The sequence below is a fragment of the Nonomuraea sp. NPDC049421 genome (assembly GCF_040677005.1).
GTDB lineage: Bacteria > Actinomycetota > Actinomycetes > Streptosporangiales > Streptosporangiaceae > Nonomuraea > Nonomuraea salmonea.
Genome location: NZ_JBFAQA010000027.1, coordinates 1 through 21,009, shown reverse-complemented (window position 1 = coordinate 21,009; position 21,009 = coordinate 1). Strand labels below are relative to the sequence as shown.

Annotated in this window: 21 protein-coding genes; 8 read left to right on the top strand and 13 right to left on the bottom strand. The window is 73.3% G+C overall.

Annotated features, from left to right (window positions below; translation table 11 throughout):
• Positions 1 to 57: 57 nt before the first annotated feature.
• Positions 58 to 1,488, bottom strand: a complete 1,431-nt coding sequence (locus AB0K18_RS36200) for a hypothetical protein (RefSeq protein WP_364923793.1) — start codon at positions 1,486 to 1,488, stop codon at positions 58 to 60.
• Positions 1,489 to 1,566: 78 nt separating this feature from the next.
• On the opposite strand from AB0K18_RS36200, the gene AB0K18_RS36195 reads away from it, so the two are divergent.
• The gene (locus tag AB0K18_RS36195) at positions 1,567 to 1,953 is read left to right on the top strand and encodes a DUF4440 domain-containing protein (protein ID WP_364923790.1); all 387 of its coding nucleotides are present in this window, start codon (positions 1,567 to 1,569) and stop codon (positions 1,951 to 1,953) included.
• A gap of 9 nt (positions 1,954 to 1,962) precedes the next feature.
• Here AB0K18_RS36195 and AB0K18_RS36190 read toward each other — a convergent pair whose 3' ends face one another.
• Entirely contained in the window at positions 1,963 to 2,304 is a 342-nt protein-coding gene (locus AB0K18_RS36190) for a zinc-binding dehydrogenase (protein ID WP_364923787.1), read from the bottom strand.
• A 254-nt stretch (positions 2,305 to 2,558) separates the two neighbouring features.
• Between AB0K18_RS36190 and AB0K18_RS36185 the strand changes: the two genes are divergently transcribed.
• Both AB0K18_RS36185 and AB0K18_RS36180 read left to right on the top strand, forming a co-directional pair.
• Complete coding sequence (locus AB0K18_RS36185) at positions 2,559 to 3,116, top strand: sigma-70 family RNA polymerase sigma factor (RefSeq protein ID WP_364923784.1); 558 nt, start codon at positions 2,559 to 2,561, stop codon at positions 3,114 to 3,116.
• The gene (locus AB0K18_RS36180) at positions 3,109 to 3,546 is read left to right on the top strand and encodes a hypothetical protein (RefSeq protein ID WP_364923781.1); all 438 of its coding nucleotides are present in this window, start codon (positions 3,109 to 3,111) and stop codon (positions 3,544 to 3,546) included. The genes AB0K18_RS36185 and AB0K18_RS36180 overlap by 8 nt, the downstream gene beginning before the upstream one ends.
• On the opposite strand, the gene AB0K18_RS36175 is transcribed toward AB0K18_RS36180, so the two are convergent.
• Positions 3,486 to 4,370 (bottom strand): S1 family peptidase, encoded by an 885-nt coding sequence (locus tag AB0K18_RS36175; RefSeq protein ID WP_364923778.1) that lies wholly within the window; start codon positions 4,368 to 4,370, stop codon positions 3,486 to 3,488. The genes AB0K18_RS36180 and AB0K18_RS36175 overlap by 61 nt on opposite strands.
• Before the next feature lie 119 nt (positions 4,371 to 4,489).
• On the opposite strand from AB0K18_RS36175, the gene AB0K18_RS36170 reads away from it, so the two are divergent.
• Together AB0K18_RS36170 and AB0K18_RS36165 are read left to right on the top strand one after the other, a co-directional pair.
• Positions 4,490 to 5,758 (top strand): PP2C family protein-serine/threonine phosphatase, encoded by a 1,269-nt coding sequence (locus AB0K18_RS36170; protein ID WP_364923775.1) that lies wholly within the window; start codon positions 4,490 to 4,492, stop codon positions 5,756 to 5,758.
• 67 nt (positions 5,759 to 5,825) lie between these two features.
• Complete coding sequence (locus AB0K18_RS36165; protein WP_364923772.1) at positions 5,826 to 6,872, top strand: aldo/keto reductase; 1,047 nt, start codon at positions 5,826 to 5,828, stop codon at positions 6,870 to 6,872.
• Here AB0K18_RS36165 and AB0K18_RS36160 read toward each other — a convergent pair.
• From AB0K18_RS36160 to AB0K18_RS36125, 8 genes are all read right to left on the bottom strand, one after another.
• Entirely contained in the window at positions 6,856 to 8,436 is a 1,581-nt protein-coding gene (locus AB0K18_RS36160; protein ID WP_364923769.1) for an AMP-binding protein, read from the bottom strand. The genes AB0K18_RS36165 and AB0K18_RS36160 overlap by 17 nt on opposite strands.
• A gap of 69 nt (positions 8,437 to 8,505) precedes the next feature.
• The gene (locus AB0K18_RS36155; RefSeq protein ID WP_364923766.1) at positions 8,506 to 9,648 is read right to left on the bottom strand and encodes an FAD-binding oxidoreductase; all 1,143 of its coding nucleotides are present in this window, start codon (positions 9,646 to 9,648) and stop codon (positions 8,506 to 8,508) included.
• An 11-nt stretch (positions 9,649 to 9,659) separates the two neighbouring features.
• On the bottom strand, positions 9,660 to 10,466 hold the full coding sequence (locus AB0K18_RS36150; RefSeq protein WP_364923763.1) for an ABC transporter permease: 807 nt from the start codon (positions 10,464 to 10,466) through the stop codon (positions 9,660 to 9,662).
• Positions 10,463 to 11,455: an ABC transporter permease gene (locus AB0K18_RS36145; RefSeq protein WP_364923760.1), complete on the bottom strand. Its 993-nt coding sequence runs from the start codon at positions 11,453 to 11,455 to the stop codon at positions 10,463 to 10,465. The genes AB0K18_RS36150 and AB0K18_RS36145 overlap by 4 nt, the downstream gene beginning before the upstream one ends.
• The gene (locus AB0K18_RS36140) at positions 11,419 to 12,510 is read right to left on the bottom strand and encodes an ABC transporter ATP-binding protein (protein WP_364923757.1); all 1,092 of its coding nucleotides are present in this window, start codon (positions 12,508 to 12,510) and stop codon (positions 11,419 to 11,421) included. Before AB0K18_RS36140 ends, AB0K18_RS36145 begins: the two co-directional genes overlap by 37 nt.
• Positions 12,507 to 13,559, bottom strand: a complete 1,053-nt coding sequence (locus AB0K18_RS36135) for an ABC transporter substrate-binding protein (protein WP_364923754.1) — start codon at positions 13,557 to 13,559, stop codon at positions 12,507 to 12,509. The genes AB0K18_RS36140 and AB0K18_RS36135 overlap by 4 nt, the downstream gene beginning before the upstream one ends.
• Positions 13,556 to 14,671, bottom strand: coding sequence for an N-methyl-L-tryptophan oxidase (gene solA / locus AB0K18_RS36130; RefSeq protein ID WP_364923751.1), 1,116 nt, complete (start codon positions 14,669 to 14,671; stop codon positions 13,556 to 13,558). The genes AB0K18_RS36135 and solA overlap by 4 nt, the downstream gene beginning before the upstream one ends.
• 109 nt (positions 14,672 to 14,780) lie before the next feature.
• On the bottom strand, positions 14,781 to 15,515 hold the full coding sequence (locus AB0K18_RS36125; RefSeq protein ID WP_364923748.1) for a GntR family transcriptional regulator: 735 nt from the start codon (positions 15,513 to 15,515) through the stop codon (positions 14,781 to 14,783).
• 100 nt (positions 15,516 to 15,615) lie between these two features.
• Between AB0K18_RS36125 and AB0K18_RS36120 the strand changes: the two genes are divergently transcribed.
• Positions 15,616 to 16,638: an aminotransferase class V-fold PLP-dependent enzyme gene (locus AB0K18_RS36120; RefSeq protein ID WP_364923745.1), complete on the top strand. Its 1,023-nt coding sequence runs from the start codon at positions 15,616 to 15,618 to the stop codon at positions 16,636 to 16,638.
• 143 nt (positions 16,639 to 16,781) lie between these two features.
• Positions 16,782 to 18,080 carry an ankyrin repeat domain-containing protein gene (locus AB0K18_RS36115; protein WP_364923742.1) on the top strand — a complete coding sequence of 433 codons (1,299 nt, stop codon included), beginning with the start codon at positions 16,782 to 16,784 and terminating at the stop codon, positions 18,078 to 18,080.
• Positions 18,081 to 18,128: 48 nt separating this feature from the next.
• On the opposite strand, the gene AB0K18_RS36110 is transcribed toward AB0K18_RS36115, so the two are convergent.
• Positions 18,129 to 19,391 carry a hypothetical protein gene (locus AB0K18_RS36110; protein WP_364923739.1) on the bottom strand — a complete coding sequence of 421 codons (1,263 nt, stop codon included), beginning with the start codon at positions 19,389 to 19,391 and terminating at the stop codon, positions 18,129 to 18,131.
• A gap of 227 nt (positions 19,392 to 19,618) precedes the next feature.
• On the opposite strand from AB0K18_RS36110, the gene AB0K18_RS36105 reads away from it, so the two are divergent.
• The gene (locus AB0K18_RS36105; RefSeq protein WP_364923737.1) at positions 19,619 to 20,377 is read left to right on the top strand and encodes a GNAT family N-acetyltransferase; all 759 of its coding nucleotides are present in this window, start codon (positions 19,619 to 19,621) and stop codon (positions 20,375 to 20,377) included.
• On the opposite strand, the gene AB0K18_RS36100 is transcribed toward AB0K18_RS36105, so the two are convergent.
• Entirely contained in the window at positions 20,359 to 20,919 is a 561-nt protein-coding gene (locus tag AB0K18_RS36100; protein ID WP_364923734.1) for a TetR family transcriptional regulator, read from the bottom strand. The two genes, AB0K18_RS36105 and AB0K18_RS36100, sit on opposite strands and share 19 nt — an antisense overlap.
• Positions 20,920 to 21,009 lie beyond the last annotated feature (90 nt).

Genomic DNA, 21,009 nt, shown 5'->3' with positions numbered 1-21,009 from the left:
GCCGCACCGCGCCGGAGGACGCGCTCGCTGTGACGCTGCCCCTCCGTCGTGGCCTCATCACCAGAAGGTGAGGCCGTCGTGGGGAGAACAGAGCCGGTCGCTCTGGTGGGTGGGAAGCAGCGCCGCTGCCTGTCCTCCCGGTCCTGCCGGTGGTGCCAGGCGCGCTGCCAGGCGGGCGGCGCGTTCTCGCAGAGCGGGGGTGTCCTGGCGGAGGACGGGTGTCAGGGCCTCCAGGACGCCGTCCGCGCGGGACGCGTCGCGCAGCGTCGCCTCGCCTGCCCAGTCCACAGCCACTCTCAGCAGCCTCTTCTCCGGCCGGGACGTCAGTGCCCGCAAGGCTCGCGCGAACAGGGCCTCGTCCAGCCGGCCTGCCTCCTCCAGGCGCCACAGTTGCGTCACCGCCATGTCGGCGGCCACGACGGGGTGGGCGGGCAGCAGGCGTACGTAGGCGGGGGCGTGGGCGGCGGACTCGTCGAGGGTGGGGCCAAGGCGGTCGTGCAGGCTCACGAGCTGAGCCGGTGTCAGACGGCCTGTTCGTGGATCAGGCAGCTCGTCCGGCGTGCGCCACCCGCCGAACCGGGGCGGCCCGCCGATCCGGCCGCTCACCGCCACCGCTCCCGGGAGCGGGTCAGGCAAGCGGGCCGCACAGGCGAGGGCGTCGGGCCTCTCCTGATCGGGGGCATCGTGCGCCCGGTGGAACGGTCGGACCGAGCGGGCGGGGGCGTCGCGGGTTGCGCGGTCGGTGGGAGCCGGGGTGATGGGAATCGCCTGGGCCAGGCGGGTGAGCAGGCCGTCGAGGACGCTCGCGCGGGTGAGCAGGCCGTCCTCGACGAGCCGCATGACCGCGCCGACCAGCAGCCACCGGTCGGCGTGGGTGAGGCCGTCGAAGTCGAGGAGGCGCGGGGCGTACGCGGCGCACAGCGGGTCGTCCGCCGGCGCCCCGGGTGGCATGGCGCGCATCGACCGTAGCCAGCCCGCGACGAAGGGCAGGTCTCCGGGCGGTTCGAGGCCCAGCTCGCGCACCAGGGCGGCCGCCACCCCCCAATGCCGCAGCCCTGGCGGCCGCAGGCGGGAGGCGATGCGGGATGCCACGTCGGCCTGCCACTCCAGCGATCTGCGCCGGAGCAGCCTGAGGACACGCTCGCCTTCGGCCGGTTCGCCGCCGCCGGGCTCGCGCCGCCCTTGCGACGCGACCCCTCCGCGGTCGTCATCGGCTCGCTGCCGGAGCTCGGGCCGGAACAGCCAGGCCACCACGTCCGCCGGCTCGCTCAGGCAGGCCGCGCCGGCCAGGAGCAGGGGTGTCGCCTGGCGGCCCAGGCCGGGCGTACGGGCCACGTGGCCGGGTAGCTCGGCTGCGATCGCGGCGCGCCCGGAGGGGCCGAGGCCGCTGACGTATCGCTCGGTGCCGGGCACGTCGCCTGCCCGGATGAGGGTGAGCGCCCCGGCCCACGCTCCCGTGCGCCGTGCCGGCGCTACCGCATCCACCATGGCCGGGACCCTATCGAGCGCCCACGACAATTCCGGATCTCGAACGTGATCACGAAAATGTGATATGATCATTTTGTCATGAACAGTCATGACAACTCAGGTCCCGCCGAGGCCGCCGCCCGTTTCGTCGCGGCGATGAATTCCGGCGGCTCCCCCGACCACCTCTACGAGGACGACGCCGTTCTCGTCCCCGTACCCGGACACCCCGTCACCGGCACGGCCCGCGCCGCCGCCCACCGGCACCTGCGGAGCTTCGGCGTGCCGATGGAGGCGGTCCCCCGTCAGGTGTACGTCGCCGGCGAGATCGCCCTGCTCATCGTCGACTGGTCGATGCGGGGCACCGCACGCGACGGCACCGAGATCGACCTGAGCGGCACCGCGACCGACGTCCTCAGGCGGGACGCGGACGGTCGATGGCGGTACGTCATCGACAACCCGCACGGCACCGCCACCCCCACGCGCTGACGTCCGCGATCACCGGCCGGCCGAGGTGCCGGGACGGGGCCGGTTCGAGGGGCGTGGCGGTGTCACGTCCAGGACCGCTTTGCCGGCGACCCGGCGCTCCAGCAGGGCCTGGGCGGCGCCGGCCACGCGTTCCCAGGGGGCACGAAGGCTCACCTCGGGCCGGAGGCGCCCCCGGGCGACGAAGCGCAGCAGCGTGGCCAGGTCCGGGCCGACCTCGTGGACGTCGCCGAAGGTGCTCATCGTCTTCGCCTGACCGATGAAGAACAGGGAGTACGGCGCGAGAACCGCCGGTTCGTCCGATGCCCAGCCGATGTTCTGGATGTTGCCGCCCGGCGATCCCCGCCACTTCACCCGGTCCGTGCAGCGGATGGTGGCCGCGCTCCTGGACGGCTAGTCCGTCCCCGCCGGCGGTGGCGCACGGTGCGCGCCTGTCGCACCGGCTGAATCCTTTTCGCGGGTCGCCACCTCTTATGTGCGACCCCTGCCGCACGGGCCGGGGCACGGACATGGGAGGTTTGTCATGGTTGTAGCCGTCGCAGTGGGGGTGGCCGCCGTACTGATCTGTGCGTGCAGCGTCGTCGTGCTGCGCCGAAGGGGGCGGGACCGTGGCTGATCCGACGTGGTCCGACGAACGGCTGGTGACCGCGGCCCGCGAAGGCGACGCCGAGTCGATCGCCACGCTGGTGTCGGGGGCGCACCCGCACGTACGCCGGTTCGCCCACGCGCTCTGCGCCACCCCCGAGGACGCCGAGGACGCGGCCCAGGAGGCCCTGATCGTCCTCTATCGCAAGATCGGAACGTTGCGCGCGACCGGGGCGCTGGCGTCCTGGATGTTCCGCATCATCCGCAACGAGTGCGTCCGCCGCAGCCGCCTGATGCTGCGCCCCCACCCCACCGTCCTCGCGTCGCCGGCCGAAGCCCCCTCCGTCGAGGACGAGGTGTTCCAGCGGCTGGAGGCCGCCCGGGTGGCCGCCGCCATCGCCGGGCTGCCCGCCGACCAGCGCCGCGTGCTCATCATGCGCGACGTCCAGGGCCTGAACGGACGTATGGTGGCCGACGCCCTCGGCCTCAGCGTCCCCGCGATGAAGTCCCGCCTGCACCGGGCCCGCGCGACTCTCCATCACCTGCTCGCCGAACCCGCCCAGGGAGACCACCGTGACTGACCTCCGGCAGGACGCCCGCACCGAACCCCGTCCCCATCCGCTGCCCCGGCCCCGGGACGCCGGGAACTTCGCCAGCGCGTCGCTGCCTCGGCACCTGGCCCGTGGCGCGCTGGGGTTCGGGGCGCTGATCGCCTCCGTCGCGCTCATCCCATCGATCGGGCCGATGAGCCTGCTGCTCGCCCCGCTGGGCGTGGTCGCGTTCCGCGGCTGCCCGACGTGCTGGGTCATCGGCCTGATCCAGACGATCTCGATGGGACGGCTGCGGCGGGCCTGCGTCGACGGGCGGTGCGAGCTCGTGGCCGCCCCGGCAAGAGGGACCGGCGAACGGGCCGCGCACCGTGACGAACGCCCCTGGGGGGCGCCCGCCCGTCAGGACGTGACGAGGGTCAGCCCCAGTGCCGAGAGCGGTTCGGCGACCGGCTGGAAGTAGGTCGTGCCGCCGGTCGCGCACGTGCCGGAGCCGCCCACCGTCATGCCCTGCGCCTGGTCGCCCGAGACGAACGGGGCGCCCGATGTGCCCGGTTCCGCGCACACGCTGGTGCGCACCAGGCCGGTGATGGCGCCTTCGGGGAAGTTCACCGTGACGTTGCGTTGATGGATGACGCCGCAGTGCCAGCCGGCGATCGGGGTGGCCTGGCAGACGGAGGCGCCGATGGGGGCGGGGGTGGCGCCGCGGATGGGGCGTTCCGTGCCGAGGGCGACGACGGCGCCGCGCGGGTTCCAGCCGGGGTAGAGCGAGACCCAGGCGTAGTCGTCGCCGGGGTAGGAGGAGGCTTCGAAGACGCCGATCGGGGTGCCGGCGGCGGTGGTGGCGACGTCGCCGCGCTCGCCGCAGTGCCCGGCGGTGAGGAAGCCGCCGGTGGTGCCGCTGCGTACGGTGAAGCCGACGATGCAGCGCCCCTTGCCCTCGACCATGAAGCCGTCGCCGCCGCGGATGTCGGCGTACGGGGCGGGGCGGGCGGCGGACGGCTCGACGCGTACGGCGGACGGGTCAGCCCCGGCCGCGCGGGCGAAGGCGGTGGCCTTGGCGGGGTCGGCGGCCAGGATCACGATCTCGCCGGTGGTCGCGTCCACGTACCAGGCGTGCACGTCCGGGCCGGCGAGGCGGCCGGCGGCGTCGAGGCGGTCTTTGTCGGCGTCGAGCGCGGCCAGGGGACGGGCGGCGGCCGAGGCGGGAGCGCCGGGGAGAGCGGATGTCCCTATCAGGGAGACGAGCAGAGCGAGGGTGGTGACGGCAAGGCGGTACACGTTCATGCAGGCGGGCCTCCTGCACCCACCGTAAGCCGGTACGACCTCCGCTGATCCCTATCATTTTCCCCCTAACACCGTGTTATGGCCCGCTCGGCCCATCGGCGGATGATAACCGTGAGTGCATGATCACTCACCGCGACTCCGCGTGCAGGGCGGCGCGCGCGTCCATGCTCGGGGAGCTCATCGCCGCCTCCCACACCTGCACCCTGGAGCAGATCCCTGGGCTGGTGGCGGAGCACGCGGCCCCGTCGGGGCTGCGCGAGGTGGTGATCTACCTCGCGGACCTGCAGCAGGAGGTGCTGTCCCCGCTGGTCGCGGAGCCGGTGCCGGCCGGAAAGGCGCAGGAGGCGGAGATCGGGATCGAGGGCACGGTGGCGGGCCGGTCGTTCCAGCACGGGGAGATCCTGCCGGCGACCGTGCGCGACCCTGAGCAGTGGTGGGTGCCCTTGGTGGACGGCACGGACCGGCTGGGCGTGCTGCGCATCACCGCCCCTGGCGCGGACACGGGGACGTTGCACGACATGAAGCTGCTGGCCGGGCTGGTGGCGCTGCTGGTGGTCTCGAAGCGGCCCCTGAGCGACTCCTACGCCCGTCTCGTCCGCCGGCGGCGGATGACGGTGTCGGCGGAGATGGAGTGGCGGCTGATGCCGCAGCGCACGTTCGCGACCGACCGGCTGGTGGTCAGCGCGGTCATGGAGCCGGCGTACGAGGTGAGCGGCGACGTCTACGACTACGCGATCGAGGGCCACGTCGCCCACCTGGCGATCTTCGACGCGATGGGCCACGACACGGCGGCCGGGCTGACCGCGAACCTGGCGCTGACGACGCTGCGCAACAGCCGCCAGTCCGGCATGACGCCCGCGCAGTGGGCGGACAGGATCGACGAGGAGCTGACGGAGCAGTTCGGCGGGGAGCGGTTCACGACGTGCCTGCTGGCCACCCTCGACATCCTCAGCGGCGAGCTGCTCTGGGTGAGCTGCGGCCACTACCCCCCGGTGATCGTCAGGAGGCGGACGACGGTCGAGCTGGACTGCCCGCCGTCCCCGCCGGCGGGCCTCGGGCTGGCGGAGACGGTGACGGAGTGCCGGGCGCAGCTCCAGCCGGGCGATCGGCTGCTCCTCTACACCGACGGCATCACCGAGGCGCGCAACCGGCAGGGCGAGGAGTTCGGGATGGAGCGCTTCGCCGACTTCCTCACCCGGCACCAGGCCGACGAGCTGCCGGTGCCGGAGACGTTGCGCCGGTTGATCCACCATCACCTCGCCTACCACGAGCGCCGGCTGCGCGATGACGCGACGGTGCTGCTGGTGGAGTGGCCGGGCAGGCCGTACCCGAAGGGGCGCCCGGAGGCGCTGACGGGCCTGCCGCCGGGGACCGCCGAGAACACTTAACGGAACAGATTTGCCATTAGCGTGCTACAGTCCTTAACGGTAAATCCGTTCCATTTAGGAGGAAGTTGTGGAATATCGGCGGCTCGGCGGGCTCGAGGTGCCCGCGCTGAGCTTCGGCGCCGGCACGTTCGGCGGCAGGGGCGAGCTGTTCGGCGCCTGGGGCGACACCGACGTGGCAGGGGCCAGGCGGCTGGTGGACGTGGCGCTCGACGCGGGGCTGACCATGTTCGACACGGCGGACGTCTACTCCGACGGCGCCTCGGAGGAGGTGCTCGGCCAGGCCGTGAAGGGGCGGCGCGACAAGGTGCTCATCTCCACCAAGGCGGGCCTGCCCATGCACGACGGCCCGAACGGCGCGGGCACGTCGCGGTCGCGGCTCATCGCGGCCGTGGACGACGCGCTGCGCCGCCTCGGCACCGACTACATCGACCTGTTCCAGTTGCACGCCTTCGACGCCGCCACCCCGATCGAGGAGGTGCTGGGCACGCTCGGCGACCTGGTCACGGCCGGCAAGCTGCGCTACGTCGGCGTGTCCAACTTCTCCGGCTGGCAGCTCATGAAGTCGCTGGCCGCCGCGGACCGGCACGGCCATCCCCGGTACGTCGCCCACCAGGTCTACTACTCGCTCGTCGGCCGCGACTACGAGTGGGAGCTGATGCCGCTCGGCCTCGACCAGGGCGTCGGCGCGCTGGTGTGGAGCCCGCTCGGCTGGGGGCGGCTGACCGGCAGGATCAGGCGGGGCAGCCCGATCCCGGCGGGCAGCCGGCTGCACAAGACCGCCGCGTACGGCCCGCCGGTGCCCGACGAGCTCCTCTACCGGGTCGTGGACGCTCTGGACGAGGTCGCGAAGGAGACCGGGAAGAGCGTGCCGCAGATCGCGCTCAACTGGCTGCTGACCCGGCCCGGCGTGGCCTCGGTGATCGTGGGCGCCCGCAACGAGGAGCAGCTGCGCGAGAACCTCGGCGCCGTCGGCTGGCGGCTCACCCCCGAGCAGGTACGCAGGCTGGACGCGGCGAGCGAGGTCACCGCGGCGTACCCGTACTTCCCGTACCGGAACCAGGAGGGGTTCGCCCGGGTCAACCCGCCGGTCGAGCGGCTCATCGCGGCCGGGTGAGCCGCGCCCGGTCGACCTTGCCGGTCTGGTTGCGCGGCACCTCGGAGACGAACTCCACGTCGCGCGGCGCCTTGTACCCGGCCAGCTCCTCCTTGACCGCCCGCCGCAGCTCGTCGGCCGACAGCTCGGCCCCGTCCTCGGGGACGACGTAGGCGGCCAGGCGCTGCCCGTACTCCTCGTCGCTCACCCCCAGCACGGCGACGTCGGCCACGCCGGGCCGGGCGGCGAGGAAGTCCTCCACCTCCTGCGGGAACACGTTCTCGCCGCCGGAGACGATCATGTCGTCGTCGCGGCCGTCGATGAACAGCCGCCCGTGCTCGTCACGGTGCCCGAGGTCGCCGGTGGCCAGCGGGCCGCCGGGCCCGAACGTCAGCCCGCCCGCCACGACCACCCGTCCCACCTGACCGGACGGCAGCTCGCCGCCCGACGGGTCCTCGATGCGGACGGTGGTGCCGCGTGGCGGGCGGCCGACGGTGCCGGGCGCGGCGCGCAGGTCGGCGGGGGTGGCCAGGGCGGCCCAGCCGGCCTCGGTGGAGCCGTACAGGTCGTGCAGGACGTCGCCGTAGGCGTCCATGAAGCGGGTGGCGAGGTCGGCGGGCAGGGCGGAGCCGCCGGAGACGACGACCCGCAGGCGGGGCAGCGGCCGGGGCGGCAGGTCGAGCAGGCGGCGCAGCATCACCGGTACGGCGATCAGCGCGCCCGCGCCGGTGCGGTCGAGCGCGTCGAGCACGGCCGCCGCGTCGAAGCGGCGCAGCAGCACGACGGGGCAGCCGAGGACGAGCGCGGCGGCGTACCAGAGCAGGCCGAGCCCGTGGAACAACGGCGGCGCGATCAGCATCGGCTCGCCGCCGCGCAGCGGCACGGTGCCCAGCATCGAGACGAACGGCTCGGCCATCGCCCCCATGGACAGCCGCCGCGGCGCCCCCTTGGGGGTGCCGGTCGTGCCGGACGTGAGCAGCACCAGCCGCCCCGGCCGCTTCGGGGACGGCGGCGCGTCCTCCGTCCCGGCGGACGCGCCCAGCCCCCCGCGGCCGTCCGCGGTCTCCCCGGCATCGGCGAGGTCGTCGAGGTCGGTGATGTGGGGGCCGTCGAACTCGACCTCCGCCGACCCGGGTGCGGCGAGGAGCACGTGCACGCCCTCCCGCCGCAGCACCTCACGCAGCCGGGGCCCGGCCATGCCGGTGTTGAGGAGCAGCAGGTCGGCCCCGAGCCTGGACACGGCCGCGACGGCGGCGGGGAAGCCGCGGTCGTTGGGCCACATGACGGCCACCGTGGTGCCGGGCCCGACGCCGAGCCGCCGGTGCAGGCCGGCCGCCAGCGCGGCGGCGTGGTCGTCGAGCTCGGCGAAGGTGACGGCGCCCGCCTCGTCGATCACGGCCGCCCGATCGGACCAGCGGGCCGCGGCGACGGCCAGGCCGGTGGCGGGGGTGAGGTGGAAGTGCCGGTACGCCTCCACCATGCGGGCCAGCGCGGCCGGGTGCACCGGGCCGAGCAGCCCGTTGCGGGTGAGCGTGGCGGCGGCCTCCACGCCGAAGCCGCCCAGGTCGATCAGCCGTCCGAGCACCGCCGTCCCCTCACCTTCCGGTACGAGCCAGGACGAGGTACGCGTACCCGCTGACGACCGGACGGAACGTTACTGCTGCCCCGGACGGCGCGCGGGAGCGGGAGCGGGCCCGGCCGTGCCGTCGGTGAAGCGGCCGGGACGGAAGGGGGCCAGCAGCGCCGACTCCTCCCCGTACAGCTCGCCCGCCACCTCGTCCATCAGCAGCGGCGCCAGCGTGACCCCGCTGTGCGTGGCCACCGTGTAGACCCGCCGATCGGGGTCGGCGAACCCGGCCACGGTCAGCCCGTCGCCGGGCATCGCGCGCCGGCCGACGACGGCCCGCTCGACGGCGGCGCCGTCGGTGGCGTGCAGCACGCCGGGCAGCAGGGCCATCATCTTGGCGAGCACCTCGGCGGGCACCGGGGCGGCCGGATCGGCGAGGTGGTCGAGGGGCAGCGACTGCAGCAGGATGCGTCCGCCGCCGTCGGGGCGCAGGTTGAGCGCGGCGGTGGTGAGGATGCGCGACAGCCGGGCCGGCACCGCGGTCGTGGTGACGAGGAAGCCGTTGGTGACCGTGCCCGACACGGCCGGGTCCAGCATGGGGACGGTGGCGCCGGCCAGCGCGGCCACCTGCTCGGTCCAGCGGCCCGCGCAGGTGACGACGGCGTCGCCGGCGAACGTCCGCCCGTCGGCGACCGTCACCTTCACCCCGGACGCCTCCGTCTCGATCGCGGTGACCTCGGCGCCGCACTCCAGCCTGGCCCCGTGGTCGCGGGCCTCGCCGAGCAGCCGGCCGAGCAGCCGCAGCGGCTGGACGTACGCCTCGACGGGGAAGAAGACGTACTCGGTGCCCGGCGGCGGGGGCACCAGGTCGGGTTCGAGGGCGCGGGCGCGGCGGGCGGTGACCCGCTCGACCGGGTAGCCCATGCCCTGGAGACGGGCGACGCGGGCTTCGAGCTGCTCCTTGTGGTCGTCGGTGACCGCGTACTCGAGGTTGCCCGTGGGGTGGAACCAGTCGCCCGGCAGCTGGTGGTGCGCCCAGACGGCGGCGTGGTTGAGGTCGAAGTACGCCTGCGGGGTCTTGTTGTTGGCGTTGACCCAGGCGACCGAGGTGGACGTCGTACCGGCTCCCGGCGTGCCCGCCTCCAGCACCGTGACCTGCGCGCCGCGCCGGGCCAGGCCGGCCGCGACCGCGGAACCGACCACCCCCGCGCCGATGACGACGACTCGCACGCTTGCTCCTCTCACTTGTGCTCCTCGTCGGCGCCGAACAGCTTGGCGACGCCGACGAAACGTTCGATGACGACGACCGCGACCACGGCGAACAGCACCATGAGGGTGCCGATGGCGGTGACGGTGGGGTCGTAGTCGTACTGCATGTAGTTGAAGATCCGTACGGGCAGCGTCTGCAGGTCGGTGGTGACCACGAACAGCGCCACCGTCAGGTCGTCGAACGAGGTGATGAACGCGAAGAAGGCGCCCCCGATCAGCGCGCCACGCACGGCGGGCAGCGTGACGTGCCAGAACACCAGGAACGGCGGGGCGCCGAGCCCGGCCGCCGCCTTCTCCGCCGACCGGTCGAGGCCGGACAGCCCGGCCAGCACCAGCCGCACCGCGTACGGGACGGTCAGCACGAGGTGGGCCAGCAGCAGCGTGAACGGGCTGGAGGCCAGCCCCATCTGGGCGAACCACTGCAGCAGCCCGATGCCGAGCACGATCGTCGGCACCGCGAACGCGCTCGACAGCACGCCCTCCAGCAGGGCGCGGCCGGGGAAGCGGTAGCGGTGGATGGCCAGCCCGCCGGCCAGGCCGACGACGGCGGAGACGGCCGCCGCCGCGGCCGCCACGCCGGCGCTGAGCGCGAACGACGCCAGGAACTCGGGCTTGGCCAGCACTTCGGCGTACCAGCGCAGGGTGATGCCCTGCGGCGGGAACGTGACGTAGGAGGTGGTGGTCAGCGAGGAGGCCACGGTGACCGCGACGGGCGCGATGAGGAACACGCCGACCAGCGCGGCGAACGCGCCGCCGAGCACCCTCGTGAGCCGGGTCATCCGAACACCACCTCCCCGCCACGCCTGCGCAGCAGCCGTGAGTAGCCGAGCAGCAGCCCGGTCGTGACGACGACCAGCACGAACCCGATGGCGGCCGCGTACGGCCAGTCGAGGTTGACCGTCGCCTGGGTGTAGACGAAGTACGGCATGAGCTTCACCTTCGGGCCGCCCAGGATCGCCGGGGTGACGAAGCTGGAGGCGGTCAGGCTGAACACGATCATCGCCCCTGCCAGCATGCCGGGCGCCGACAGCGGCAGCGTGATCCGCCAGAAGCAGGTCCAGCCCGACGCGCCGAGCCCGCGCGCGGCCGGCACGAGCGTCGGGTCGATCCGGTCGAGGCTGCCCATCAGCGGCAGGACCATGTACGCCAGCATCACGTGCACCATGCCGATGAGCACGGCGGTGTCGTTGTAGAGCAGCTGCGGCGGCGTGATGCCGAGCCACGTGAGCACGGACGCGACCGGGCCGTTCGGCCCGAGCACCACCAGCCAGCCGTACGCCCTGATGACCATGCTGATGAGCAGCGGCGACAGCAGGAGCAGGGCGAGCCAGTTGCGGGTCCTGGGCGAGCGGCCGCGCAGGTAGAGGGCGAACGGGTAGCCGATCAGCAGGCAGCCTGCCGTGGTGAGGGCGGCCACCTTGAGGGTGTTCCAGAGCACGGCGCGGTAGAAGGGGTCGCCGAGGAAGCGGACGTAGTTGTCGAGGGTGAACGCGCCGGTCTGGGTCCTGAAGCTGTTGGCGACCAGCGTGAACAGCGGGGCCACGAACAGCAGCGCGAAGATCGCGATGGCGGGCAGCGCCAGCAGCAGCCCGGTCCGCCACAGCGGCCTCGCCGCGGCCGCCCGCACCGACCCACCGCTCCCCGAGCCGTCGCCGTGGCCGCCGGCCGAGGGGTCGCCGTTCCCGTGGCCGCCGGTCGCGGGGCCGCCGGTCGCGGGGGCGTCCGCGCCGGTCACCTGGTCGCCAGTGACGCGTCCGATGGCCGCCATGAGCAGGTCACCTCCTCCCCCTCGGCGGGCACCCGCGCGTCGAACGGCAGCGCCGCCGTCACCTCGCCGGCCGCGGTGGTCACCACGCAGCGGATGCGGGAGCCGAGGAAGCGCGTCTCGCGTACGCGGCCGCGCAGCCCCTCCCCCGCGCCCGCGGCCACCCGTACGACCTCGGGCCGCACGTACAGACGGACCGCCGCGCCCTTGCCGGGCGCCTCGCCCACCGGCGTGCCGCCGACGGTGCCGCCGCCCACCTCGCAGGCGTGCCCGCCCGCGGCGGTGCCGTCGAGCGTGTTCACCTCGCCGATGAACTGCGCCACGAAGTCGGTCGCCGGCCGCAGGTAGATCTCCCTGGGCCGGTCGAGCTGGTGGATGACGCCGCCGGCCATGACGGCGATGCGGTCGGAGACGGCCAGCGCCTCCTCCTGGTCGTGGGTGACGAGGATGGTGGTGGTGCCGATGCGGCGCTGCAGCGCCGACACCTCGTCGCGCAGGCGTACCCGGAGCTGGGCGTCGAGGTTGGAGAACGGCTCGTCGAGCAGCAGCAGGTCGGGCTTGATGACCAGCGCCCTGGCCAGCGCGGCCCGCTGCTGCTGGCCGCCGGACAGCTGGCGGGGGTGGCGCTGCGCCATGCCGTCCAGGCCGACCAGCTCCAGCACCTCGGCGACCTGCCGGCGCCGCTCGGCCCCGCCCACCTTGCGCATCCGCAGCCCGAACGCCACGTTGTCGGCGATCGTCATGTGCGGGAACAGGGCGTAGGACTGGAAGACCATGCCCATCGAGCGGCGGTGCGGCGGCACGGCGGTGATGTCGCGGCCGTCCACCTCGATCAGGCCGCCGTCGGCCGCCAGGTGCCCGGCGATCATGTTCAGCGTCGTCGTCTTGCCGCATCCGGACGGGCCGAGCAGCGTGAGGAACTCGCCAGGCTCGGTCTCCAGGTCCACCGCCGAGACGACCTCCTTGCCGCCCAGCACCTTGCGCACGCCGTCGAGCCGCAGCCGCCCGCGCCGCACGGCCTGATCCGTCGCCGCCCCGGTCACACTCGCCACGCTCATGAGGTCTCGATTTCCTTGTTCCAGCGGTCCGTCCAGGCCGGACGGTTCTTGTTGATCACCGCCCAGTCGAGCTTGCGCAGCTCGGCGGCCCGGTCCTGGCCGACGACCGCGGCGGCCAGCTCGGGGTCGAGCTCGACGCCCTTGACGACGGGCCCGTTGAAGGCGGAGGCGGCCAGCGCCTGCTGCGCCGACGGCTCCAGCAGCGTGTTGACGAACTTCTGCGCCAGGTCGGCGTGCGGCGCCCCCTTCACCACGTTCACGGTGGCGATCAGCGGCAGCGCGCCCTCCTCCGGATAGACGAACTCGACCGGGAACCCCTTCTTGGCCAGCGTCTGCACCCGCGAGTTGCCCCAGATCGAGGCGACCGCCTGTCCTTGGAGGAAGAAGTTGGACACGTCGGCGGTGGTGTCGAAGGTGACGGCGTTGGCCGCGATCTTCTTCACGCCCGCGAAACCGGGGTCGATCTTGTGCTCGGAGCCGCCGCCGACCTTGGCCGCGATGAGCAGCGCGCCCAGCCCGTACGTCTGCGTGATGGACGGCATCACGAGCTTGCCCCGCAGCCGCGGGTCGGCGAGGTCGGCCAGCCGCTTGGGTGCGGGCAGGCCGTTCTGGGCGTAGTAGTCGCTGTTGTAGGCGATGCCGGTGGCGTTCAGCGAGAAGCCGACGCCGACGTCGCCGGGCAGCCGGGCGAGGTCGATGACCTGCGGCAGGTTGGTGACCACCTTGGGGTCGAGCGGGGCGAGCAGGCCCGCCTCGACTGCCTGGTTCTGCACGCCGTCGTCGATCAGGGCCACGTCGATCTGCGGCGACTCCTTCTGCGCCTTGAGCTTGGCGGTGGTGTCGGTGGAGCTGCCGGCGATGTAGGAGACGCGGCAGGAGCAGGACTTCTCGAAGGCGGGGATGACGGACTGCTTGAAGGCTTCCTCGTACGAGCCGCCGTACCCGGCGACGACCAGCGTGCCCGGGGCGGCGGATGGGGTCGGTGCGCCGCAGGCGGCGACGGCGAGCGCCGCGGCCGCGAGGGCGGCGGTCAGAGATCTGGCTTTCATGGCGACCTCCGAAGGGGGCGGTTCGGGGCTAGATGGCCGATGTCGCGGCCGGTCGTGCCGGTTTGGAGCAGGTCGGCGACGATGTCGCCGAAGACGGGGGCGAGCTTGAAGCCGTGCCCGCTGAAGGCGGCGGCGACCACGACCCGGCCCCGGCGGCCGAGCAGGCCGTGGCCGTCGGGGGTGAAGGCGTCGGCGTAGGTGGCCACGCGTATGGGGTCGGGGCGCAGTCCCGGCAGGGTGGCGGTGACGGCTTCGGCGACCTGCCTGACGTACCCGACGGGGACGCTGCGGGCCAGGTCGGCGGGCGAGCCGATGTCCTGCCACGGCACGTGCAAGTTGACCTTGACGCCGGCGCCGTCCACGGCGGGGAAGCAGGAGTAGGCGGGCTCGCCGACGCGGATGGCGATCGGGCACCGGCGGGGTGCGAACAGGCTCTCGTCGCGGCGCGGGAACCAGGTCGAGGTGATCGCCTTCACGGTGATGGGCAGGCCGGGCAGCAGGTGCGCGGCCCAGGGGCCCGGCGCGATGACGGCGTGGGTGAAGCGGTGCTCGCCGTCGCCGGTGACGATGGTGACGCCGGTGGCGTCCTCGCGTACCTCCTCGACGGGGGTGTAGCGGTGGATCGTGGCTCCCGCGCGCTCGGCCGCCGCGGCCGCCGCGACGACGGCGGGCTCGGGACGCAGGTAGCCGGCGTCGCGGTCGGTCACCATGACCTCGCCGTCACGCAGCGGATGCTCGGGGACGCGCCGGGCCGCGTCCCGGCCGGTCAGCACCTCGACGGGCAGATCATGGGTGCGGGCCGCGGCCAGCACGGCCCGCACCACGGGGTGGTCGCGCGGCCCGACGGTCACGCCGCCGACGGGTGTCAGCAGCCGGGTGGCCGTGGCCTGCTCCAGCTCCGACCAGAACGCGCGGGCTGCGCGCAGCAGCGGCACGTACTGCGGGCCCTCCTTGTACGCGGTGCGGAAGATGCGCGTCTCGCCGCCCGACGCGCCCCGGTCGTGGCCGGGCGCGTAGCTGTCGAAGCCGGTCGCGGGGATGCCGCGCGCGGCCAGCCGCCACAGGGCCATCGAACCGACGGCGCCGGTGCCGACGACGGCGACAGAGGTCAAGGGTCCGCTCCTTCCGAGGGGCAGGTCAGGGCATGCCGGGGGACCGTGGCGCGGGCGGGCGCGACGGGTGGCCGTTCTCGTAGGGGCTCGTACTGGGGAAGGGGGTCGGTCAGTGGCGGTCGGAGGAACCGCTCAGGTCGGTCTCGACGTAGAAGCGCTCGGAGCCGGGGGTGACGATCTCTTCGAGGAGCTCGGCGATCTCCCCGCGGCGGGTCCAGGTCTCACGGGTCCAGCGGAAGACGGGGGTGCCGGGGGCGAGCCCGAACAGCTCCGCCTCGTCCTGGCCGACGGCGTACGGCTCGACGTAGAGCCTGGCGCGGACCAGCTCGACCCCGCGATCGCGCAGGTAGGCGTGGGTGGTCAACGGTTCTAACGGCTGGTCGAGCAGGTCGGGGGCGAGCCGGAACGGCAGCACGTGCAGCTCGGTGTTGATCACCTTGCCGGCCGCGTTCAGCTTGTGGCGCTCCATCTGGACGACCGCCTCGTCGTCGGGCACGCCGGGCAGGCGCAGCCGCGCCGCGCGGGCGGGCAGCACCTGGGCCGCGACGACCCGGTGGTCTCCGTGCATCTCCGCCCCCTGGATCAGCAGGCCGGTGAAGCGCAGCAGGTTGTGCTGCCCGATGGCCTGCGCGACGAAGCTGCCGCGGCGGCGGAAGCGCACGATCAGCCCGGCGTCCGCGAGGTCGCGCAGTGCTCGCTGCACGGTGATGCGCGAGACGCCGAACTCCTCGCAGAGCTGGACCTCGGTGGGGATCCGGAAGCCCGGGCCCCACTGTCCGCTTCTGATGCGTGCCTCAAGCGCCCTGCGGATCCGCACGTGGAGCAAGAGGTCACGTTCTGACATGCCAAAATACTGCTTGTAGCGATTAGTCATGTCAATACTCCAATAGTCATAACTTTTCGGATTGTCCGGTTTTGCGCGACGCGCGTCCTAGGCTGATCACATGGACATCGCCGCTGCCGCGAAGCTCTGGGACGCCGCCCCCGGCTGGCTCAACACCGCGTCCTACGGCCTGCCGCCCCGCCGCGCCGTCGAGGAGTTGCAGGCCGTCCTGGCCGACTGGCGGCACGGCACCAGCGACTGGAAACCGTGGGACGCCTCCGTCGGACGGTCCCGGGCGGCGTTCGCCGAACTGGTCGGCGCGCAGGCCGCGGACGTGACCATCGGCTCGACGGTCTCCCAGCTCATGTCGCTCGTCGCCACCGCGCTCCCGCCGGGGGCCAGGGTCGTGGTGCCGGAGATCGAGTTCACCAGCAACCTGTTCCCGTGGGCGGTGACCGCCGACGTGGTGACGGTGCCCGCCGACCGGCTGGCCGACGCGATCACGCCGGGCACCACGGCGGTCGCGTTCAGCCTCGTGCAGTCGCTCACCGGGTACGTGACGCCGCTCGCCGACGTCGTGGCCGCCGCCCGCGCCCATGACGCGCTGGTCATCGCGGACGGCTCGCAGGCGTGCGGCTGGCTGCCGGTGGACGTCTCGGATGTGGACGTGCTGGCGTGCGCGGCGTACAAGTGGCTGATGTCGCCGCGCGGGGCGGCGTTCGCGTACCTGTCGCCGCGGGTGCGCGAGCGGATGCGCCCGCTGGCCGCCGGCTGGTACGCGGGCGCCGACGGGGGCGGCTCCTACTACGGCCCGCCGCTGCGGCTGGCCTCCGGCGCCCGCGCGTTCGACCTGTCGCCGGCCTGGTTCTGCCACGTCGGCGCGGCGCCCGCGATCGAGCTGATCAACGAGATCGGCGTCGAGCGGATCAGGGACCATGACGTGGCGCTGGCCAACCGGTTCAGGGCGGGGCTCGGCCTGGAGCCGTCGGACTCGGCGATCGTCTCGGTGGACGCGCCCGGCGGGCGGCTGGAGGCGGCGGGGCTGCGGGCGGCGGTGCGCGAGGGCAAGGTCCGCGCGAGCTTTCACCTCTACACGACGGAGGAGGACGTGGACCGCGCCGTCGCGGCCCTGACCACGCCTTGAAAGGTGGGGGCGGGTTAGGATGGGGGCGCGTTCGCCGGGCGCATCCGGTCCGCGGGGCAGGGACGATCCCACCGGCAGCACGACCTCACACGACCGACGGACCTCGTCCCGTGCACGCGGACCCGGGCAGACGGAGGTTCGCCGTGTCCGAGCTACCCACGCGTCCATCCCTTGAGCACCTGCGCAAGCAGGCCAAGGCCCGCAAACGCGATCGCGGCATCCCGCTCAGCCGCGCCCAGCACGAGCTGGCCCGCGCCTACGGCTTCCCGAGCTGGCCCCGCCTGGTCGAGCACGTCCGCGCGACCTCGCTCGACGGCATCGAACGCGCCCTCGTCCTCGCCGACCCCGCCGCCCTGACCGGCCTGCTCGCCGCCGGGGACGCCGCGCGGGAGCCGGTCGGCGGGCTCGACCCGCTGCTGGTGCTGCTGCGCCGCGCCACCGCGCCGGAGTCCCGCGTACGCGAGTGCGCCCGCCTCCTGCTCGACGCGGGCGCCGACCTCGGCGCGCACACGCCGGAGAACGGCGGCGAGTGGCGGCGTACGGCGCTGTTCGAGGCGGTGGAACGCCGTGACCTGCGCCTCGCCCGCCTCCTCGTCGACCGCGGCGCCACCCCCGACGAGGACGCCTTCTACCACGCCTGCGAGCAGTCCGGCACCGCGTTCCTCGACCTGCTGTACCGGCCGGGCTTCGAGCGGCTGATCGTCCGCAAGCTGGACTTCGAGGACGCCGACGGGCTGCGCTGGTTCCTCGCGCACGGGGCGGACGTGAACGCCGCTTACGCGCTGCACCACGCGATCGTCCGGGGCAGGAGCACCACGATCCTGACGATCCTGCTGGACGCGGGCGCCCGGATCGACCTGCCCTGGGATCGCTGGGACGTCGGCCGCCGCCCGCTGGCGCTGGCCGCCCGCTGCGGGCACCTGGCGGCGTACGAGCTGCTGCTCTCGCGCGGCGCGACCGCGGAGCTTGACCCGGTGGACGCGGCGGTGCTGGCGGTGGCGCGCGGCGAGTCGGCCCGCCTGCCGGTCGCGCCGGTGCCGGTGCTGGGCGTGCCGCACGACGGGGACCTCGGCTGGCTGCTGGGGCAGTTCGCGCTGCTCGGCCGGACGGAGGTGGTGCGGGCGCTGCTGGACGCCGGGATGGCGGTGGACACGCGGGGCTACAGCAACTTCACGCCGCTCGACCAGGCGGCCATGCAGGGGCGGACGGCCACCGTACGGCTGCTGATCGAGCGCGGGGCGGACCTTGAGGACTGCGCGTTCGACGAGGAAGGGCCGACGCCGCTCGACTGCGCGCTGTGGGGGCTGCGGAACAACCGGGCCGAGGACGGCGACTACCCCGGCACCGTACGCGCGCTGGTCGTGGCCGGCGCCCCCACCCGGCATCGCCCGCCGACCGGCGACGCCGCCATCGACGCTCTGCTCCTCGCCCGCGAGAGCTGACGAAAGGGCGCGGCGGCTCCCAGCCGAGCACCGCCGCGCCCCGCCCGGTCAGCGGCCGTAGCGGCTCTTCAGGTGCCGCCACCAGTCGCGGAACATCCACGCGTCGAACTCCGTGATCGACGACGCGGTGCCGGCCTTCATCAGGAAGCAGCACACGCCGCTCGGCGTCCAGTCGTAGAAGTCGTCCAGGCCGAACGAGTGGCCGATCTCGTGCAGCAGGATGTGCATGTTGTCGGCATTGAGGTTGGACATGTAGTACTCGCTGCCGAGGCGCTGCCCCCAGTCGCCGCCCGCGCCGCCGCCGAAGCCGGAGGTCAGCCAGAGCGACATGTCGTAGTGGTGCGACGCGCCGCCGGGACAGCTGGGGTAGTCGCCGCTCTGGTTGAAGAAGCGGCCGCAGGGCTCGGCGCACTGCGGGGCGTTCTCGCGGATGTCGTTGACGTAGATGTCGACCGAGCTGTCGTTCCACTGCAGCTGGGCGCGGTCACGCACGGCCCAGCCGACCACCTTGACCGGCACGCTGCTGTACGGCCAGCCGTCCTGGCCGGCCATGACGTCCATCCATTTCTTGAACTGGCGGGCCAGCGTGGCGTGGATCTGGTCGTGCTGGACGGCGGTCACACTGGCGCCGGAGTCCCAGCGCACGCAGTAGTTGATCGAGCCGCCGTTGGCCATGACCTGGTCCCAGCCGTAGTTACGGAAGCCGTACAGGTTGGGATAGGTGCTCTCGACGTGCTGCCACACCTCGTCGAGCGGGGTGACGAGGCTCGACGGCGGGTTCCAGCCGCTGCCGGCGGGCGGGTCGTCGGCCCACGCCTTGACCTCCAGCAGCCCGACCGAGCCCTGCCCGCTCTCCAGGACCACGCGCAGCCGCGTGGTGCTCACCGCGGAGGCGAAGGTGACCTTGTTGTAGGCATTGACGGCGGTCGGGTACGTGCCGGGGATGTCGGCGTACGCGCTGCCGGTCCATCGCTGCAGCCGCCACGAGGCCGGGACGCGCACGCCGCCGTTGTCGTCGAAGAAGTACACCTCGGCGGATTTGAGGGTCTGCGCGGAGTTCCAGGTGAGTTCGGCCCATTGGGTGCCGGTGTTGGGCCAGGTGCCCCAGCGGCGGTTGACGGTGTCGTTCGAGCTGGGCGGGTCGATGCCGTCGTTGAGCGCGGCGACGTTCTCCCAGGGTGAGGTGTAGGAAGCGGACGGGGTGGCGTTCCGCGCCACATTGGTGTCGGCCTGGGCGGGCGCGGCGGGTGACAGCCAGCCGCAGATAAGCAGCAGGGGCACGACGGCCAGGCGTCTGAGGAGTGCTCGCACGCCGGTCCTCCGTTTCTGGTAGCGCTAACATTGCGGACCTTGAAATAAGGTCGCGCTCCCACATGGCCCGCCGGGGCGCACGTCCTGTCCGGGCCTTGATGGCACGTGCGCGCCGCCGTCGTCAACCGCCGTACGCACGCGGCCGCGGCCACCTGCTGCTTCTCGGGTTGAAACTTTCACGGCTACGCTTGACCGGCTCGAATTCCCCCGAAAGACAAGGACCCTACGTGCTGAGCACTCACGTGCACGCCTACCTCAGAGCGGCCGCCGGCGACCAGGCCCACCGGGCCGGACCGTTCACGATCCGGTTCGACGAGCACGACGGCGCCCTGCCGTTCAACTACGCGATCCCGGACGACGGCGTCACGCCCACGGCGGAGGAGGTCGCGGCGCTGGTGGCGGCCTTCCGCGAGCGGGCGCGCACGCCCCGGCTGGAGTACGTGCCGCAGGCCGCTCCTGGGGTCGAGCAGCGGTTGGAGGCGGCCGGGTTCGTGGCGGAGGGCCGCTATCCGCTGCTGATCTGCCCGCCCGACGCGGTCGCGGACGAGGCCGTGCCCGGCGTCGAGGCCGCACTGGTCGACGACGATCCCGGCCTGTGGGGCGCCGCCCGGGTGATGAACGCCGCCTTCGAGGCTCCCGAGGCGACCGAGCACGACGTCGCCAGGCTGCGCAGGGTCCTCGACCGGGGTGGACTGATGGCCGCCGCCGTCGACACCGCCACCGGCGAGGTGGTCGGCGCCGGCCAGCTCGGCGGCCCGCACCTGGGAGTGGCGGAGGTCGCCGGCATCGCCGTGGCCGCCTCGCACCGGCGGCGCGGCATCGGCGGCGCGCTCACGGCGCTGCTGACGAGGGCGGGCGCGAAGGCCGGCATCACGACGCCGTTCCTCACGCCGGCCGACGACCGGGCGGCCAGCGTCTACCTGCGGGTCGGCTACCGCAAGGTGGGCGAGATGCTGCACATCTCCGCTCAGGGCCCGGCGAGATAGCCCTGCACCACGGGGCCGATGTCGCGGACCAGGTCCTCCACCTCGGCCTCGGCCATCGGCGGCAGGCACAGGACGTAGCGGGTCAGGGCGAGGCCGAGCAGCTGGGTGCTGACCAGCCCGGCCCGGTAGGCCGCGTCGGGCGCCTCGGTCACCTGGGTGACGAAACCGGCGATCTGCTCCTGGAAGACCTCGCGCATGCGCTCGGCCGCCATCGGGTTGGTGCTGGCCGAGCGCAGCAGCAGGACCAGCACGTCGTCGGACAGCTCGCCCTCCCAGCGGGCCAGGAAGTGCCGGACGAGCAGCTCGCCCAGCCGGTCGGCCTGCGGCTCCCCCACGGTGCCGAGCCGCAGGTCGACGTCCACGGCCGCGCTGAACAGCCCGGCCTTGCTGCCGTAGTAGCGCATGACCATCGAGGGGTCGACGCCGACCATCGAGGCGACCGCCCTGATCGTCATGGCCTCGTAGCCCCGTTCGATGAGCAGTTTCCTGGCGGCGGCGAGGATCGCGTTCCTGGTCGCCGCCGACCTCTCTGTGAACGCCATTGGTAGTCAGGGGCGCGGTGCCGTGAAGGCCCGGTTCCCCATCCCCCTTTCAATTCCGTACGTGCGGTTTTCCCGCATACGGCTTACCGA